This window comes from Sphingopyxis sp. 113P3 (genome assembly GCF_001278035.1).
Taxonomy (GTDB): domain Bacteria; phylum Pseudomonadota; class Alphaproteobacteria; order Sphingomonadales; family Sphingomonadaceae; genus Sphingopyxis.
The window spans coordinates 3,042,859-3,059,477 of the sequence record NZ_CP009452.1; the positions used below are offsets into that span (position 1 = coordinate 3,042,859).

The window sequence follows — 16,619 nt, forward strand, 5'->3', positions numbered from 1 at the left end:
TTCCGTCAATGTCGGGGATGGGAGCGGTGTCTCAATAATAGTCCTGAAGGGGCTTCACTTCAAGACTATGCGCGCGCAGCGCGCCGATGGCGTGGGTCGCAGCGTCGCTTCCGGCCGCAGTCGTGTAATAGGCGATATCGGCCGCGAGCGCCGAGGCGCGGATCGATTGCGAGTCCTGCAGGCTCTGCCATCCTTCGGTCGTGTTGAAAATCAGCTGCACGTCGCCGTCCTTGATCCGGTCGACGATATGCGGCCGCCCCTCGGCAACCTTGTTGACGCGCTCGACGGCGATCCCCTGGTCAGCGAGATAGTCGGCGGTCCCGCCGGTCGCAATCACTTGCCACCCCCAACCAGCAAGGCGCCGGACGGACTCGATGATCCGCGGCTTGTCGCTGTCCTTGACCGACACGAACAGTCGCCCCCCGGTCGGCAGCCGGTCGCCCGCGCCAAGCTGCGCCTTGGCAAAGGCCAGATTGAAATCGCTGTCGATTCCCATGACTTCGCCCGTTGATTTCATCTCGGGACTGAGCACCGGGTCGGTGCCGGGGAAACGCGAGAAGGGGAAGACCGCTTCCTTCACCGCGACATGCGCGATGTTGCGGTTGATCTTCGGCAGATCGGCAAGGCGCTCGCCGGCCATCACCCGCGCCGCGATCTTCGCGATCGGCGAGCCCACCGCCTTCGCCACGAACGGGACGGTCCGGCTCGCGCGAGGATTGACCTCGATCAGATAGACCTCGTCCCCCTGCACTGCGAACTGGATGTTCATCAGCCCCCGCACTTCGAGAGCGCGCGCAAGCGCATCGGCCTGCCGCTCGATCTCGGCGACGATGGGAGCCGGCAGGCTATAGGGCGGGATCGAGCAGGCGCTGTCGCCCGAATGGACGCCGGCTTCCTCGATATGCTGGAGGACACCTGCAACCACGACGTCGGTGCCGTCGCACAGCGCGTCGACGTCCACCTCGATCGCATCGCGCAAATAGCGGTCGATGAGGACCGGACTGTCGCCCGACACCTGCACCGCGGTCTCGATATAATGCTCAAGCTGCGCCTGATCGTCGACGATCTCCATGGCTCGGCCGCCGAGCACATAGGAGGGGCGCGTGAGCACCGGATAACCGATACGCGCCGCGACCGCGACGGCTTCCTCGCGGCTGCGCGCAATGCCGTTCGCAGGCTGCTTCAGCCCGAGCTTGTTCACCAGCGCTGCGAAACGCTCACGGTCCTCGGCAAGGTCGATCGCATCAGGCGAGGTGCCGAGGATCGGAATTCCCGCATCGGACAGCGCCTGTGCAAGCTTGAGCGGCGTCTGGCCGCCAAACTGGACGATCACCCCGACAAGCTGGCCCTTCGACTGCTCGACGTGCAGGATCTCAAGAACATCCTCGGCGGTCAGCGGCTCGAAATAGAGGCGGTCGGAGGTATCATAGTCGGTCGACACCGTCTCGGGATTGCAGTTGACCATGATCGTTTCATAGCCCGCCTCTTCGAGTGCGAAGCAGGCGTGACAGCAGCAATAGTCGAACTCGATCCCCTGGCCGATCCGGTTGGGCCCGCCGCCCAGAATGACGATTTTCTTGCGCTCGCTCGGGTTCGCCTCGCATTCCGCCTCGCCGAAAGTCGGCGCTTCATAGGTCGAATAGAGATAGGGCGTCCTCGCCTGAAACTCCGCGGCGCATGTATCGATCGTCTTGAACACCGGACGCACGCCGAGGCGGTGGCGCAGCGCGCGCACCTCGGCCTCGGTCACGCCGCCGGTCATCGCCTTGACCGCATCGTGGATGAGCCCGCTGCCATGGGCGGTCGCACGCCTCGTGCCCGGCTGAAGGTTCGCCGACTGAAGCGCGAGATAGGCGAGGCGTTTATCCGAAAAGCCCATCGCCTTGAGGCGCCGCAGCCCCTCGGCATCGCGCGGCAGGCCGTTGCGGCACACTTTCTCTTCCGCCGCCACAATCTCTGCGATCCGTTCGAGAAACCACATGTCATAGCCCGCGACGCGGTTGATGTCCTCGAGCGGCAGACCCTCGCGGATCGCCTGCGCGGTGTTGAGCAGCCGGTCGGGGGTACGCTGGGCGAGTTCATTGCGGAGCTGGTCGTGCGCCGCGCCTTTCAGCCGGTCGACGACGTTGAAGCCGCTCAGTCCGGTTTCGAGCCCGCGGAGCGCCTTTTGCAGGCTCTCGTGGATCGTGCGGCCGATCGCCATCACCTCGCCGACCGATTTCATCGTGGTCGACAGCGAGGGCTCGGCCCCCTTGAATTTCTCGAAGGCAAAGCGCGGGATCTTGGTGACGACATAGTCGATCGTGGGCTCGAACGACGCGGGCGTGACGCCGGTGATGTCGTTCATGATCTCATCGAGCGTGTAGCCGACCGCGAGCTTTGCTGCGACCTTCGCAATCGGGAAGCCTGTTGCCTTCGACGCAAGCGCCGAGGAGCGCGACACCCGCGGGTTCATTTCGATCACGATCAGGCGGCCGTCCCTGGGATTGACCGCGAACTGGACGTTCGATCCGCCCGTCTCGACCCCGATCTCGCGCAGCACCGCGATGCTGGCGTTGCGCATGATCTGATATTCCTTGTCGGTCAGCGTCAGCGCGGGCGCGACGGTGATGCTGTCACCGGTATGCACGCCCATCGGATCGACATTCTCGATCGAGCAGATGATGATGCAATTGTCCTTGCGGTCGCGCACCACCTCCATCTCATATTCTTTCCAGCCGAGGAGCGATTCCTCGATCAGGACCTCGGTGGTCGGCGACGCGATCAGGCCGCCGCGGACGATCTGCTCGAATTCCTCGCGGTTATAGGCAATGCCGCCGCCGGTGCCGCCGAGCGTGAAGGAGGGGCGGATAATCGCGGGAAGGCCGGTACGATCGAGAATCTTCAGCGCTTCCTCAAGCGTGTGCGCGACGCCCGAGCGCGCGCTTTCGAGGCCAATCTTGTCCATCGCGTCACGGAATTTCTGGCGGTCCTCGGCCTTGTCGATCGCCTCGGCGTCGGCGCCGATCATCTCGACGCCGAATTTGGCGAGCGTCCCGTCCTGCGCGAGCGCAAGCGCGGTGTTGAGCGCGGTCTGCCCGCCCATCGTCGGGAGCACCGCGTCGGGTCGTTCCTTTTCGATGATCTTGGCAACGATCTCGGGCGTGATCGGCTCCACATAGGTCGCATCGGCAAGATCAGGATCGGTCATGATCGTTGCCGGATTGGAGTTGACGAGGACGATCCGGTAGCCCTCCTCCTTCAGCGCCTTGATCGCCTGGGTCCCCGAATAGTCGAATTCGCACGCCTGACCGATAACGATCGGGCCGGCGCCGATGACGAGGATGGATTGAATGTCGGTTCTTCTGGGCATTTCAGGCTGCTATCTTCAAAGCCCTCCCCTCCAGGGGAGAGGATCGGGTGAGGGTGCCGGGAGGGCGGCGGACGAGCGATGGACGAGGGCAGCGCAGAGCGTGCCGCCCGAACCCGCAAAGGGGAGACAAGGGTCCGGATTGCGGCGACGCGGCGCGGCCGCCTCGCGCTCCCACCTCTCGCCCCCTCGCGGCGCGAAGGGGGACAGCAAGGCCAGGGACATCGCTCATTGGATGTTCCGATCGATGCCGATCTGGGGGTTCGTCCCGCCCACCTCGGCAATGAATTCGAGCACGGGACGCGCGGTCGAGGCGATCCACGCAGCGTCCGGGACAATATCTTCATATTCGAAGATGAGGTGGTGGCGGCCGACCCCGCGCGCCTCGGAAAAGCCACGCGCTTCGGCGAGCTGCACCGCCTCATAGGGCAGGCGCCGCGCGCAGGTGATGTGGAGCCGCACGCCCGCGCCCCAGCGTTCGGGGTGCGCGGCAGCATCGGCCGCCAGCGCACCGAGCTCGTCTTCCATGCTCACTTGAGGCCGCCCACGAATTTCTCGAACAGGTAGAAGCTGTCCTGCGGCCCCGGGCTTGCCTCGGGGTGATATTGCACGCTGAATGCCTTCTTGCCCGTGATCGCGATGCCGCAGTTTGAGCCGTCAAACAGGCTCTTGTGTGTTTCCACCACGCCTTCGGGGAGCGTTGCGGCGTCGACCGCGAAGCCATGGTTCATGCTGGTAATTTCGACCACGCCGTCCTCGGCGCGCTGGACGGGATGATTTGCGCCGCGGTGGCCCTGGTGCATCTTTATCGTCTTTGCGCCGACCGCGAGCCCCAGCATCTGGTGACCAAGACAGATGCCGAAGAGCGGAATGTCACGCTCGAGCAGCCCCCTGATCACGGGCACCGCATAATCGCCCGTCGCGGCCGGGTCGCCTGGGCCGTTCGAGAGGAACACGCCGTCGGGATCATGGCTCAGCACCTCTTCGAGGGTCGCGGTTGCAGGCACCACCGTGACGCGCGCGCCGGCCTTTACGAGGTTGCGGAAAATATTGTCCTTCGCGCCATAGTCGATCGCAACGACATGCGGACGTTCGCCGCCCTCGGCGTTTGCATAGCCATGTCCGAGCGTCCACGCGCCGCCGGTCCAGGCGCCGGTGTCGGTGCGGCTGACATCCTTTGCAAGGTCGAGTCCCTCGAGCCCCGACCAGCCTCGCGCCATCGCGAGCAATTCGTCGATGTCGAACCTGCTCTCCGCGCTATGCGCAATCACACCATTGGGAGCGCCGGCGTCACGGATGCGACGAGTGAGCGCGCGGGTGTCGATCCCCGCGAGCCCGATCACCCCCTGCTCGGCCATCCATTCAGGAAGCGTCTGGACGCTGCGGAAATTGCTGGGGCTCGTTGGAAGCTCGCGCGTGATCGCACCGAGCGCGCCGTGCACGCCGCGCTCCATATCGTCGGGGTTCGCGCCGACATTGCCGATGTGGGGGAAAGTGAACGTAACGATCTGCCCCGCATAGCTCGGATCAGTCAGGATTTCCTGATAGCCGGTCATCGAGGTGTTGAAGCAGATTTCGCCAACCGCGGCGCCGGTCGCCCCATAGCCGATACCCCACAGGATCGTGCCATCGGCGAGGACAAGAACGCCGGTCGCGCCCGAAGGCTGGATTCGGGGCGCGACGGATGGGTTGGCTGCTGCCATTTAAACTGCTCCGGACGGAAGGCTAAACGGCCGACCAACTAGGCGTCAAAAAAGTGATTCACAAGCTATCGGATTTGGAAACTTCCCGCTAAGAGTGCTTCTTTCCCACATTGCAGCGCAAAGAGGACACGCATGATTCGCGATGACATCAAGGCTGCGCAGGTTGCCGCGATGAAAGCAGGCGACAAGGCGCGTTTGGGCACGATCCGGCTGATGCTGGCCAAGATCAAGGACCGCGACATCGAACTGCGCACCGGCACCGCGCCCGCCGACGACGATGTGCTCGTCACCGATGTGCTTCAGAAAATGGTCAAGCAGCGCCGCGAATCGATCACCATGTATGAACAGGGCGGTCGGCAGGAACTCGCCGACGTCGAGGCGGCCGAAGTCGCGGTGATCGAGGAATTCCTGCCCGCGCAGCTTTCGGAGGAAGACGCGACCGCCGCAATCAGGGCGATCGTTGCCGAACTCGGCGCGACCAGCCTCAAGGACATGGGCCGCGTGATGGCAGCGGTGAAGGAGCGTCACGGATCCAGGCTCGACATGAGCAAGGCGAGCGGCTGGGTGAAGGCCGCATTGGGCTGATCCCGTTCCTGCACCCCGCTTGCCGGCGGGGTCCGGGGTGGGCATATCGAGATCATGACCCTCACCCCGCAATGGCTCGATGAACTGCGATCGCGTGTCACGCTGTCGACGCTGATCGGCCGCACGGTGAAGATCACGCGCGCGGGCCGTGAGTATAAGGCGTGCTGCCCCTTTCATAACGAGAAGACGCCAAGCTTCACGATCAACGACGAGAAGGGCTTTTACCATTGTTTCGGCTGCGGGGCGCATGGCGACGCGATCCGCTGGATGACCGATCAGCGCGGACTGTCGTTCATGGATGCGGTGAAGGAGCTTGCCGCAGAGGCCGGGATGGAGGTCCCCGCCCCCGATCCCCGCGCGGCGAAAAAGGCGGAGGCGCAAGCGAGCTTGCGCGACGTGACGCATGCCGCGGCCGAGTGGTTTGCCCAGCAGCTTGCGAGCAGCAACGGCGCGCCGGCGCGCGATTATCTGAAGAAGCGCGGCATTTCCGATGCCACGCGCGCCGGCTTCGGCTTTGGTCTCGCGCCCGACAGCCGCAATGCACTCAAGGAGGCGCTCAAGAAATTCCCCACCGCCATGCTGGTCGAGGCCGGCATGCTGATCGCTCTCGACGAGAAGGAGCCTTACGACCGCTTTCGCGGGCGGCTGATGATCCCGATCCGCGACGCGCGTGGGCGGGTCATCGCCTTTGGCGGACGTATTCTCGGTGACGGCGAGCCCAAATATCTCAATTCCCCCGACACGCCGCTGTTCGACAAAGGCCGCACCCTTTTCAATCTCGACAAGGCGTCGCCCGCGTCGCGGCAAACGAACCGGATCATCGTCGTCGAAGGTTATATGGATGTGATCGCGCTCGCGGAGGCGGGGATTGCTGACGTGGTCGCGCCGCTCGGGACCGCGCTCACCGAGAATCAGCTCGCAATGCTCTGGCGGATGGTCCCGGTGCCGATCCTTTGCTTTGACGGCGATGCCGCAGGACAGAGGGCAGCAATGCGCGCCGCGATGCGCGCCCTTCCCCTGCTCCGCCCCGGCTTCAGCCTCGCCTTTGCGACGCTGCCCACCGGGCAGGACCCCGACGATATCGTCCGCGCGCGCGGTGCCGCCGGTTTTGCAGCACTGCTAGAAGAGGCGCAGCCGCTCGTCGAACAGCTCTGGGCGCACGAAGTTGGCGCAGGTCCCCTGGTGACGCCCGAGGAACGCGCCGCGCTCAAGACCCGCTTGCTCGGCCATGCCGATGCGATCGAAGATGCCGATGTGCGCCATCATTACCGCGAGGCCTTCCGCGAGCGGCTCGACGCGCTGTTCGCCCGCGCGCGGCCCGAGCGCACCTCGCGCGTCCCCTGGGCGCCGCCTCAGCGCGGCGCGCGACGCTTTGCGCCCGATCCCAGATTGCAACCGCCGGGCGCCGAGACGCGTTCGATCGGAGAAGCCGGAATCGACGCCCCCTATATGGCGGCGCTGCTCGGCGGATTGCTGCGCCATCCCGCGGCGCTGAGGCGCAACGAGGAAGCTCTGGCGCGCCTCGCGATCGGCAATCCCGCCGACGCGGAATTGCTGGACGTGATGCTTGACATCGCAAATGCCCAGGAAGGGCTTGATTGCGAGGGGTTGCTTGCCATATTGGAGCCGATGAAAGTGTATAATAGGGCGATGACGTTGCTCAGAGCCGACGGAATGCACTTCTCGTTCAACCGACGGCTGGAAGACGGCGAAGGGGCCGCCGAGGCGCGCAAAACCGCGCTTCGCGACCTGGATGAATATATCGGCGTGCTGGTGACGCAGCCCGAAATTCGTGCCCGGCTTGCCGAGGCGACCGCGGATTTCCAGCGCACCATGGATGACGAAGGTTTGGCGCGCCAGCAAAAGCTGCGCGCGATGGACGAGGATTTGACCCGCCGCCTGGCCGCGCTGTCCGACAGCAGCCGGGATTGACGACCCACTTATTTGCCCGCAGGCAGGATTGATAGATGGCCACCAAGAACACCGCCGAAACCGACGCTCCGCTGATCGATCTCAACGAAGCCGACGTCAAAAAGCTGATCGCGCGCGGCAAGAAGCGCGGCTACCTGACCTATGACGAGCTGAACGCGGCGTTGCCGCAGGATGAGATGTCTTCGGAGCAGATCGAGGACATCATGTCGGCGATCAGCGACATGGGCATCAACATCGTCGAGAGCGACGAGGATGTGCAGGAAGAGGCCGAGCAGGACGCCGATGACGAAGTCGACGTCAGCGCCGGCACGGGTTCGGTCTCCAACCCCGCGATCGAAAAGAAGAAGGAAACGGTTGATCGCACCGACGATCCCGTTCGCATGTACCTGCGCGAGATGGGGGCGGTCGAGCTTTTGAGCCGCGAGGGCGAGATCGCGATTGCGAAGCGCATCGAGGCGGGCCGCGACACGATGATCCTTGGCCTTTGCGAAAGCCCGCTGACCTTCAATGCGATCATCGAATGGTCGAACGCGCTCAACAATGGCGACATGCAGCTGCGCGAGATCGTCGACCTCGAGGCAATGCTGACCAAGGACCCCGCACCTGAAAATCTCGAAAATGAGGAAGAGGACGACGGCGAGATCAGCGAGAAGACCGCCGGCGTCTCGTTCAAGGACGAGGATGAGGTCGAGGAAGAGCCCGAAGCCGATGAAGATGACGAAGACGGCGGCTCGGCCAAGAAGCGCGAAAGCTTCGAGGATGACGACGAGGACAATACGCTGAGCCTCGCGGCCATGGAAGAATTGCTGAAGCCCGACGCGCTCGAGAAATTCGCCGCGATCACCAAGAGCTTCAAGGCGTTCCAGAAGCTGCAGGAGGCGCGACTTGAATCGCTGTCGGGCGGCGAGGAATTTCCGGCCGCGTCGGAGAAGAAATATCACAAGCTGCGCGAGGAACTCACCGCGCAGGTCGAGAGCGTGCAGTTCCACGGCACCAAGATCGAATATCTCGTCGACCAGCTTTACAGCTACAACCGGCGCCTGACCGCGCTGGGTGGGCAGATGCTGCGTCTCGCCGAGCGTCACAAGGTGCCGCGCAAGTCGTTCCTCGATCATTATGTCGGTCGCGAGCTCGAAGAAAATTGGCTCGACGAGGTTGGCAAGATCGACAAGAAATGGGCGGCCTTTGCCGAAAATGAAGCGGCCGCCGTCGATCGCATTCGCGTCGAGATTTCGGAGATCGCGCAGGCAGCGGGCATGAGTCTCACCGAGTTTCGCCGCGTCGTGAACATGGTCCAGAAAGGCGAGCGCGAGGCGCGTATCGCCAAGAAGGAAATGGTCGAGGCGAACCTGCGCCTCGTGATCTCGATCGCGAAGAAATACACGAACCGCGGCCTGCAGTTCCTCGATCTCATCCAGGAAGGCAATATCGGGCTCATGAAGGCCGTCGACAAATTCGAATATCGTCGCGGTTACAAATTTTCGACCTACGCCACCTGGTGGATCCGGCAGGCAATCACCCGCTCGATCGCCGACCAGGCGCGGACGATCCGCATCCCGGTCCATATGATCGAGACGATCAACAAGCTTGTGCGGTGCAGCCGCCAGTTCCTTCATGAATCGGGCCGCGAACCCACCCCTGAGGAAATGGCCGAGCGCCTGTCGATGCCGCTCGAGAAGGTCCGCAAGGTGATGAAGATCGCCAAGGAGCCGATCAGCCTTGAAACCCCGATCGGGGACGAGGAAGACAGCCACCTCGGCGATTTCATCGAGGACAAGAATGCCGTCATCCCGGTCGACGCCGCCGTGCAGTCGAACCTCAAGGAAACGGTCACGCGCGTTCTCGCGTCGCTGACGCCTCGTGAGGAACGCGTTCTGCGCATGCGCTTCGGCATCGGCATGAACACCGACCACACACTTGAGGAAGTCGGTCAGCAGTTCAGTGTTACGCGCGAGCGCATCCGCCAGATCGAGGCAAAGGCGCTGCGCAAGCTCAAGCATCCAAGCCGCAGCCGAAAGATGCGCAGCTTTCTCGACCAGTAGACGCAAAGCAGCCTATTTGCGTTCAGGCCGAGCGCGCCCAAGCGCCGAACGTCCTGTTCCAGCTCGCGGATCGGGACGGTGCCTGGGCAGGCTCGGGCCGGACGCAAGACGGGAAGCCATCCACCATTCATCGAACAGTAACGGCGGCCGGTCTAACCGGTCGCCGCTTCGCCGCGCGGTGAGTCTAAGAAAATCGCGCTCGACCGGCGAGGCGGCATCTTCTCTCCCTTCACAAGGCTCCGGCGATGAAAAAATTTCAGGACTGATGGCGTAGTTTCCCGACCGATAGGAATAATTCCCGCCGAGGCCGCGCCGCCCTTAGGGCGTCCCGAGGCCGATCCCACGGAAAAGCAAGCATTACCGAATTTGGCACGCCCCTTGCGATGCTTGAGCCATGAGCATCGGGCGATGCCCGCAGCCAAGAGGAAAGACAAGAAAATGGACAACGAAACCACCAATCTCTTCCGCCGCCGCGATACGTTTTTCGGGATCTGCGAGGCTGTGGGCCAGGACTTTGGCTTCAATCCGCTTTGGCTGCGCCTCGCCTTCGTCGCGCCGCTCTTCTTTTTCCCGGTTCAGACTTTCGCGGCTTATTTCCTGCTCGGCGCCATTGTCCTTGCCTCGCGGCTGATCCATCCGCGGCCGGTGGCAGCGCCCGCCCCGGTGACGGCACAGCCGCAGGATCGGGTCGAGGAACACGCGGATCTGGCGCTCGCCGCCTGACTTCAAGCCGGGCGCGGCGGGCTTCCCTCTCCCCGCTTGCCGCCCCGGCCCCGCGGCCCGGCCATCCACGGGCCGCATGACGGGACCGGCACGCCCCTCGGGGCCTGCCGGTCCTTTGCTTTTTCGCACCGTCCCGCTTCGAGACGCCGTGGTGGCAAACGCTTCACCGCATTCCGGGCCGCTCATAAACCCTCCGTTTACGACGTTATTCTATGAGGGGACCCAGCGGTGACATCGCGGAAAAAAGAGACCCTGCCTCTCCGCGACATGCAAGGATGACCTGTTGAGCCAGTCGACCCAGCCCCGGACCCAGACGCGCAGCGTTGCCGAGCTGCTCGACGCGCTGGTTGCAAGCGATGGCACCGGCGCGCATCCCTATGTGAGGTCGGGGGCCCTCTCTACGGGTCCGGAGGCAATGCGCAATCTTGCCGACGCTGTGCATTTTCTTTGCCTGCTACACGGCCGCTACCCGGGCGTGATCGACAGTGCCGCGCGCAAGGCGGTCGACCCAGCCTCGCGCCGCTGGATGGACGAAGCGGCGCAAGCCTTTGCCGAAGAGCGCAGCGCCCTCTCGGCGATCGCCGCTGCGGCGGGCCCGATGCCGAGCACCCACGGCCAGGATCAATGCGAGGCGGCAGTGGCCGCGCAGCGCCGCGCCCTTGACATGCTCGCCGAATCCGATCGCCACGGCTGTGCAGTCGGTGCCGCGGTTGCGCTGACGCTCGATTGGCTGACGATCCGCGTCCTTCTCGATATCAGCGCCCAGCGGCTCGACCTCCCCGCCCATCGCTGCACCCTCCCCGACCTGCGCGATACCGCGCGGCTCGCCAACCTGGTGGCCGATACGCCGGCGGCCGAGCGTGCGATCGCCTTTGGCGCACAGCAGCTTATCACGCAGCATAGCGGCCTTTGGGACTTGCTTGCAGCGCGCGCCGAAAGCCGCGCGCACGCCTGAGCCGCGCCTGGGCGGCACGAAGCGCCGCCCAGTCATGAACAGCATGCAGCAGCGTGCGCTCGGACGCCAACCGCTTGCACCTCCCCCTCACCCCCGCTATGCCGATCCCAGTTGACGTTCACGTTAAGGGAAAGGCTGCGCGACGATGCGTTTCGAAGGAACCAGCGCCTATATCGCCACCGACGATCTCAAGGTCGCGGTCAATGCCGCGACGATGCTCCGCCGTCCGCTGCTGGTGAAGGGCGAGCCCGGCACCGGCAAGACCGTGCTCGCGGAGGAAATCGCCAAGGCTTTCGACGCTCCGCTCATTACCTGGAACATCAAGTCAACGACCAAGGCGCAGCAGGGCCTCTACGAATATGATGCGGTCGCGCGGCTGCGCGACGGGCAGCTCGGCGAGGAACGCGTCCACGACATCCGCAACTACATCAAGAAGGGCAAATTGTGGGAAGCCTTCACCTCCCCGAAGCTGCCCGTGCTCCTGATCGACGAGATCGACAAGGCCGACATCGAGTTTCCGAACGACCTGCTCCAGGAACTCGATCGCATGGCGTTCCACGTCTATGAGACCGACGAGACGATCAGCGCGAAGGAACGCCCGATCGTCGTGATCACCTCGAACAATGAGAAGGAATTGCCTGACGCCTTTTTGCGCCGCTGCTTCTTCCATTATATCAAGTTCCCCGACCGCGACACGATGGCCGAGATCGTGGAGGTTCACTTCCCCGGCATCCAGAAGACGCTGGTCAGCCGCGCGATGGACATTTTCTACGATGTACGCGAGGTGCCGGGGCTCAAGAAAAAGCCGTCGACGAGTGAGCTGATCGACTGGCTGAAGCTGCTTCTCGCCGAGGATATGCCGCTCGAGGTCCTGCAGAACCGCGACGTGGGCAAGGCGATTCCGCCCCTCCACGGCGCGCTTCTCAAGAATGAGCAGGATGTGATGCTGTTCGAAAAACTCGCTTTCATGGCGCGCCGGCAGGGCGCCTGAGGCGATGGAATATAGCGGCCGCTGCGCTTGCGGGGCGGTCGAAATCCGCATCAGGGGCAAGGCGCTCGCCGTGCGGCAATGCTGGTGCCGGCGCTGCCAGCAGATTGCAGCGGGCGGTCCTACACATAATGCCGTTTTCCGGGCCGCCGATATCGGCATCGAAGGACCAACGGCGAGCCACGACTATGTCGCGGACAGCGGGAACATACTGACCCGCACGCATTGCCCCGCCTGCGGTACGCCAATCCTGGGCGGCTCCTCGGCCCGGCCGGACATGCGAGTGGTCCGCCTCGGTGTGCTCGACGAGGCGCACGGGCTCAAGCCGACCGTGGCCATCTGGACAAGCGAGGCGCCGCCTTGGGCGCTTCTCGATCCGGCATTGGAGCAGTATCCTTAGCAGCCCCCCGCCCCGCCAGCGCCTCAGAGCTGATAGGCGACCTCGACGTCGCCCCAGCGGCGCCCGTTGATCACCGCGGGCATATAGACGTTGCGCACCGTCACATAGTTGGTGCCATCGCCTTCCTGGCGATAGACCGCCATGAAGAAGGGGGCGTTGCTGCGCTTCGCCGCAGCGTCGGTTTCATCGAAGAGAATGCGGCCGTTGCGGCAATGCGCCGTGTCGTGCTCGATATCGCCCGTGGGCGCGCGCGAGCAGTCGGTGATGTGGGTTGGCAGAAAGCCGTTCATGTCTCCGGCCGACGACATGCGCACCTCAGGATGCTCGGTGACGATACGGTCGAACAGCGGACGCCAGTGGCGGTCGGCCCAGTCGCAAAGGGTCGTACGGAAACGTTCCGGGTTCGATCCTGGAACACGGACATAATCGGTGTCGAACAATTGCTCCATTGTCAGCTCGCCGCGCGCGAGCGCATTTTCCGCAAGCGCCACGAACTCGTCGCGTACCTTCGCTGCGAGCTCGACGACCGCCGAATCGCGCGGCGAGACGCCCGCCGAAATCACCGCGTTGAACATCCGGTTGGACACATTCTCCATCGAGAGGATCGAGTCGCGCGTTCCCTCCAGCGTCGCGCTATTGTCGCGCACAGATGTCACGACGCGGTCAAGCGCCTCGCGGACCCGCGCACCATTGGCGTGCACCATAGCGCTCGACTGCGCGATACGGTCGCTCTGGTCGTCAAGGAGCGCAACAAGATGGGTCGCGTCATGAAGCGCGTCCGTGATCGTCTCGAACTGCGCCTCGGCGCGGCTCGACTGCTCGACTCCCGACTGGATCTCGGCGACCAGACCGCTCGCCTCGCTCGCAAGGCTCCCGATCGAGCGGCGGATTTCGTCGGTTGCACCGCGCGTGTTCTGCGCAAGCTTCTTAACCTCGGCGGCGACGACCGCGAAGGTTCGGCCGGCGTCGCCCGCGCGCTCGGCCTCGATCGCGGCATTGAGCGCAAGCATGTTCGTCGTCTTGGCGATCGATTCGATCGACTGGCTCACCTGCTGCACCTGCTCCATCACCGCAGCGAAATTGGTGACATGCTGGCCGAGCCTGGCGACAAGGTCGATGACCGAGCGAAATTCGGTGACCGCGGCGTTGACCCGCTCGGCACCCGCATCGAGCTGCTCGCAGGCGCGCGCCGAAAGTAGCTTTGCTTCGTCGGTCGAATCGGCGATCTGGCGCTGGTCTGCCTCCAGCCCGACGACATATTCCTCAAGTCGGCCCAGTTCGGCGATCTGGCGGTCCATCTGGTCGGTGGCGCGCTTGATGCGTCCGGCGGCGTCGCTGCACCCGACGGCAAGCTCCCCGCAATCGCTCGCAACCGACTGATCGAGCAATTGTTCTGCTGGACGGATCGGATCATGTTTCATCGGCGCACCCACAATCAATGATTGTAAGCGATATGCCCGACATTGGTTAATGCGGTGTCAACAGGTGCGAGCGCCGAGGGGAGGAAGGAGCGGTAGGTTCAAGTCACGCGGCGCTTGATGCCGTGGATGGAAAGCCCCAAGCAAACGTCCGTTTCCGACGCGCGACCCGGTGCGTGCGGTTATTTTTGCAGCGCGTCCGTGGCGCGCTTCCCCCCGCTTCGCAGTACGCGGTTTATACGAGGACCACCGGACGGCCGCAAGCGGGAAACATGGGGATTTCCGGGACACATCGCATGCCAATTTACATGTTGAAAACTTGTCACTTTTGATCCGGTGCACGCACCGATTTGCCATCCCCGCCCTCCCATCGGCGTTCGGCGACACGCAAGAGGGTGAGCATGACAAGGCTGATGATGCAGCCGATCACCACCAGCGGCCATTGCGCGGCGCCGCACGCAATCCCGACGACCGCTGCGAGCCACAGATGCGCCGCGGTCGTCAGATTATGCACTTCGCCTCGGCTGAAGACGATCAGTCCGGCACCGATAATGCCGATGAACCCCCCGGTCGCCTCGAAGATGCGCAGCGGGTCCATCCGATCCCCGCCGCCCAGCTGGCCATAGAGCGCGAGCACGGATACCGTCATCATTGCGGCAGAAAAGCAGATGAGCCCGTGAGTGCGAAGCCCGGCTGCGTGGCCCCGGATTTCGCGATCGAGCCCGAGTAGCAAACCCAGCACCGCTGCTACACCAAGCCGCGACAGAAGGTCGAAATCGACCCAATGCACCAATGTTGGCGGATTAAGTTCCATCGCCTACCATAGCGCCGGGGAGTAAAAAGGGTTCCGGCCGGGGAAATTGGTGATCCCACTGAACCTCAGGCAATGGTGGTGACTGCCAAAAGCCCCGCGAGTTTCCGAGCTGGGTTGCAAGAGAGAGTTCTGGCACCTGCACCATGACTAAGGGCAGGTGGTGCCCTCGCCGAGCCGATAGCGACGACGTAGCGACGCGAGCGGTAGCTGGAGCAGCTTTCAAAAGGTTGAGCGGCAATTCTCATCGAAGCGCCGCGCCAGCTCGGCGAGGCTGACCGTCTTCAGCCGCGCGACCAACATCGCCTCTGCCTCTTGGAGTGCGCTTTCCAAGGCCTGGTTGACAACCCGTTCCACCGCGCATTTGGCGTTCGGATGTTCGCTCCCGATCGTGAAGAGACGCGGACCCCCGACGGCGCGGTGAACGTCAAGTAGCGACACGGTCTCAAGGTCGGCCTGGATCACCCAGCCGCCACCGTGCCCCTTTTCCGACCGCACATAGCCCGAATCCCGCAAGCCTGCCATCGTTCTGCGCACGACAACGGCATTGGTGCCAAGCATGCGCGCGATCTCGTCCGAGGTCATCGGGCCTTCATGTCGCGCCATGTGAAGCAGCACATGGAGCATTCGCGAGAGACGGCTGTCATTGCGCATGATGCAGTCATTCGCTGTTCGGTGAGGATTGGCAAGCGCTCAAAGTCACGATACTTATAATGTTACATGATTCGTGGAGCATTGAGAAATGGTCGAATTCCAAAATCCCGATCACTGGGATACCGCCGCACAGCATTACGAGAAGACCGCTCATCCCTTTACCGCGCGTTACGCTGAGGCCGCGCTCGCCCGTGTGGCACTGACTTCCAATAGCCGAGCCCTCGACGTCGCGGCGGGCACCGGCGCGCTGGCTTTGCTGGCGGCGCGGACGGGCGCACACGTTCTGGCGACGGATTTTTCCCCTGGCATGGTCGCGCGCATCGCGGCGAGAAATCGGCCCAATGTCGAGGCACGCGTAATGGATGGGCAGGCGCTTGCGTTGGAGGATGCCAGCTTTGATGTGGTGTTCTCAATATTCGGGGTCATCATGTTCCCCGATTGGCGCAAGGGTTTGGCCGAGATGGCAAGGGTGACGCGCCCGGGTGGGCACGGGGTGATCGCAACGTGGCGTGAGCGGGGAGCGGCAACCTTCCTGCTACTTGAACAGGTCCGCCGCAAGCTGTTCCCCGGTCGGGAGGGTATGGTGATGCCTGAGGCCGTGAAAGCGCTCAGCGAGCCACGGGATTTCGCACGCGAACTGGTTGCCGCCGGCTATCGCGATCCTCGGATCGAGCCGGTCACCCATGACTATATGCTGGATCTTGCAGCCCTCGCCGAACCGGATACGCTCTTCGGCATGTCTCCCGACTGGACGAGCCTCGATGCGACTGAAAAGGATGCGGTGATCGCCGAAGTGCGACAAATGGCGGGAAAGCGAAAATTCCTCCCCATCCCTTCCACCGCGCTGATTGCCGTCGCTCAGCGATAGGGGGTCAGCCTCTATGGGCCTGGGCTCATTAACGATAATTCACTCTCTTGCTCGGGAGTGGCCGCAATCAACAATGCCGGATATCCGTGCTGGGAATTCACCGTGGGGCGCACCCAGGATGATGAAGATGAGAACTGGGCAATAATCACTTGGCAGATCGGGGGCCAGCGGTTCCTTATTTTTTGCGCTCT

Annotated in this window: 14 protein-coding genes; 8 read left to right on the forward strand and 6 right to left on the reverse strand. The window is 63.5% G+C overall.

The window, feature by feature from the left end; genetic code table 11:
- Window positions 1-31: 31 nt before the first annotated feature.
- The 3 genes from carB to carA all read right to left on the reverse strand — a co-directional run bounded on the left by carB (window position 32) and on the right by carA (window position 5,052).
- Window positions 32-3,352: a carbamoyl-phosphate synthase large subunit gene (carB, locus tag LH20_RS14740; RefSeq protein ID WP_053554875.1), complete on the reverse strand. Its 3,321-nt coding sequence runs from the start codon at window positions 3,350-3,352 to the stop codon at window positions 32-34.
- A 225-nt stretch (window positions 3,353-3,577) separates the two neighbouring features.
- Window positions 3,578-3,883 (reverse strand): hypothetical protein, encoded by a 306-nt coding sequence (locus LH20_RS14745; RefSeq protein WP_144423586.1) that lies wholly within the window; start codon window positions 3,881-3,883, stop codon window positions 3,578-3,580.
- A complete protein-coding gene (gene carA, locus LH20_RS14750) occupies window positions 3,880-5,052 on the reverse strand; it encodes a glutamine-hydrolyzing carbamoyl-phosphate synthase small subunit (RefSeq protein ID WP_053554877.1) in 1,173 nt (390 codons plus the stop codon). Before carA ends, LH20_RS14745 begins: the two co-directional genes overlap by 4 nt.
- A 132-nt stretch (window positions 5,053-5,184) precedes the next feature.
- On the opposite strand from carA, the gene LH20_RS14755 reads away from it, so the two are divergent.
- The 7 genes from LH20_RS14755 to LH20_RS14785 all read left to right on the forward strand — a co-directional run bounded on the left by LH20_RS14755 (window position 5,185) and on the right by LH20_RS14785 (window position 12,677).
- Window positions 5,185-5,637, forward strand: a complete 453-nt coding sequence (locus LH20_RS14755) for a GatB/YqeY domain-containing protein (RefSeq protein WP_053554878.1) — start codon at window positions 5,185-5,187, stop codon at window positions 5,635-5,637.
- A gap of 54 nt (window positions 5,638-5,691) precedes the next feature.
- Window positions 5,692-7,569 carry a DNA primase gene (gene dnaG / locus LH20_RS14760; protein ID WP_053554879.1) on the forward strand — a complete coding sequence of 626 codons (1,878 nt, stop codon included), beginning with the start codon at window positions 5,692-5,694 and terminating at the stop codon, window positions 7,567-7,569.
- 35 nt (window positions 7,570-7,604) lie between these two features.
- A complete protein-coding gene (rpoD, locus tag LH20_RS14765; protein WP_053554880.1) occupies window positions 7,605-9,611 on the forward strand; it encodes an RNA polymerase sigma factor RpoD in 2,007 nt (668 codons plus the stop codon).
- A 438-nt stretch (window positions 9,612-10,049) separates the two neighbouring features.
- Window positions 10,050-10,334, forward strand: coding sequence for a PspC domain-containing protein (locus LH20_RS14770; protein WP_053554881.1), 285 nt, complete (start codon window positions 10,050-10,052; stop codon window positions 10,332-10,334).
- A 283-nt stretch (window positions 10,335-10,617) separates the two neighbouring features.
- Window positions 10,618-11,289, forward strand: a complete 672-nt coding sequence (locus LH20_RS14775) for a DUF6975 family protein (protein WP_053554882.1) — start codon at window positions 10,618-10,620, stop codon at window positions 11,287-11,289.
- Window positions 11,290-11,434: 145 nt separating this feature from the next.
- Window positions 11,435-12,280: an AAA family ATPase gene (locus LH20_RS14780; protein WP_053554883.1), complete on the forward strand. Its 846-nt coding sequence runs from the start codon at window positions 11,435-11,437 to the stop codon at window positions 12,278-12,280.
- 4 nt (window positions 12,281-12,284) lie between these two features.
- Complete coding sequence (locus LH20_RS14785; RefSeq protein WP_053554884.1) at window positions 12,285-12,677, forward strand: GFA family protein; 393 nt, start codon at window positions 12,285-12,287, stop codon at window positions 12,675-12,677.
- 23 nt (window positions 12,678-12,700) lie between these two features.
- Here the strand turns inward: LH20_RS14785 and LH20_RS14790 are convergent, their stop codons facing one another.
- The 3 genes from LH20_RS14790 to LH20_RS14800 all read right to left on the reverse strand — a co-directional run bounded on the left by LH20_RS14790 (window position 12,701) and on the right by LH20_RS14800 (window position 15,560).
- Window positions 12,701-14,098: a methyl-accepting chemotaxis protein gene (locus LH20_RS14790; protein ID WP_053554885.1), complete on the reverse strand. Its 1,398-nt coding sequence runs from the start codon at window positions 14,096-14,098 to the stop codon at window positions 12,701-12,703.
- 319 nt (window positions 14,099-14,417) lie between these two features.
- On the reverse strand, window positions 14,418-14,909 hold the full coding sequence (locus tag LH20_RS14795) for an MgtC/SapB family protein (RefSeq protein WP_053554886.1): 492 nt from the start codon (window positions 14,907-14,909) through the stop codon (window positions 14,418-14,420).
- 219 nt (window positions 14,910-15,128) lie between these two features.
- Window positions 15,129-15,560 (reverse strand): Rrf2 family transcriptional regulator, encoded by a 432-nt coding sequence (locus LH20_RS14800; RefSeq protein WP_053554887.1) that lies wholly within the window; start codon window positions 15,558-15,560, stop codon window positions 15,129-15,131.
- A gap of 88 nt (window positions 15,561-15,648) precedes the next feature.
- On the opposite strand from LH20_RS14800, the gene LH20_RS14805 reads away from it, so the two are divergent.
- Complete coding sequence (locus LH20_RS14805; protein WP_053554888.1) at window positions 15,649-16,428, forward strand: class I SAM-dependent methyltransferase; 780 nt, start codon at window positions 15,649-15,651, stop codon at window positions 16,426-16,428.
- The last annotated feature ends 191 nt before the right edge of the window (window positions 16,429-16,619 follow it).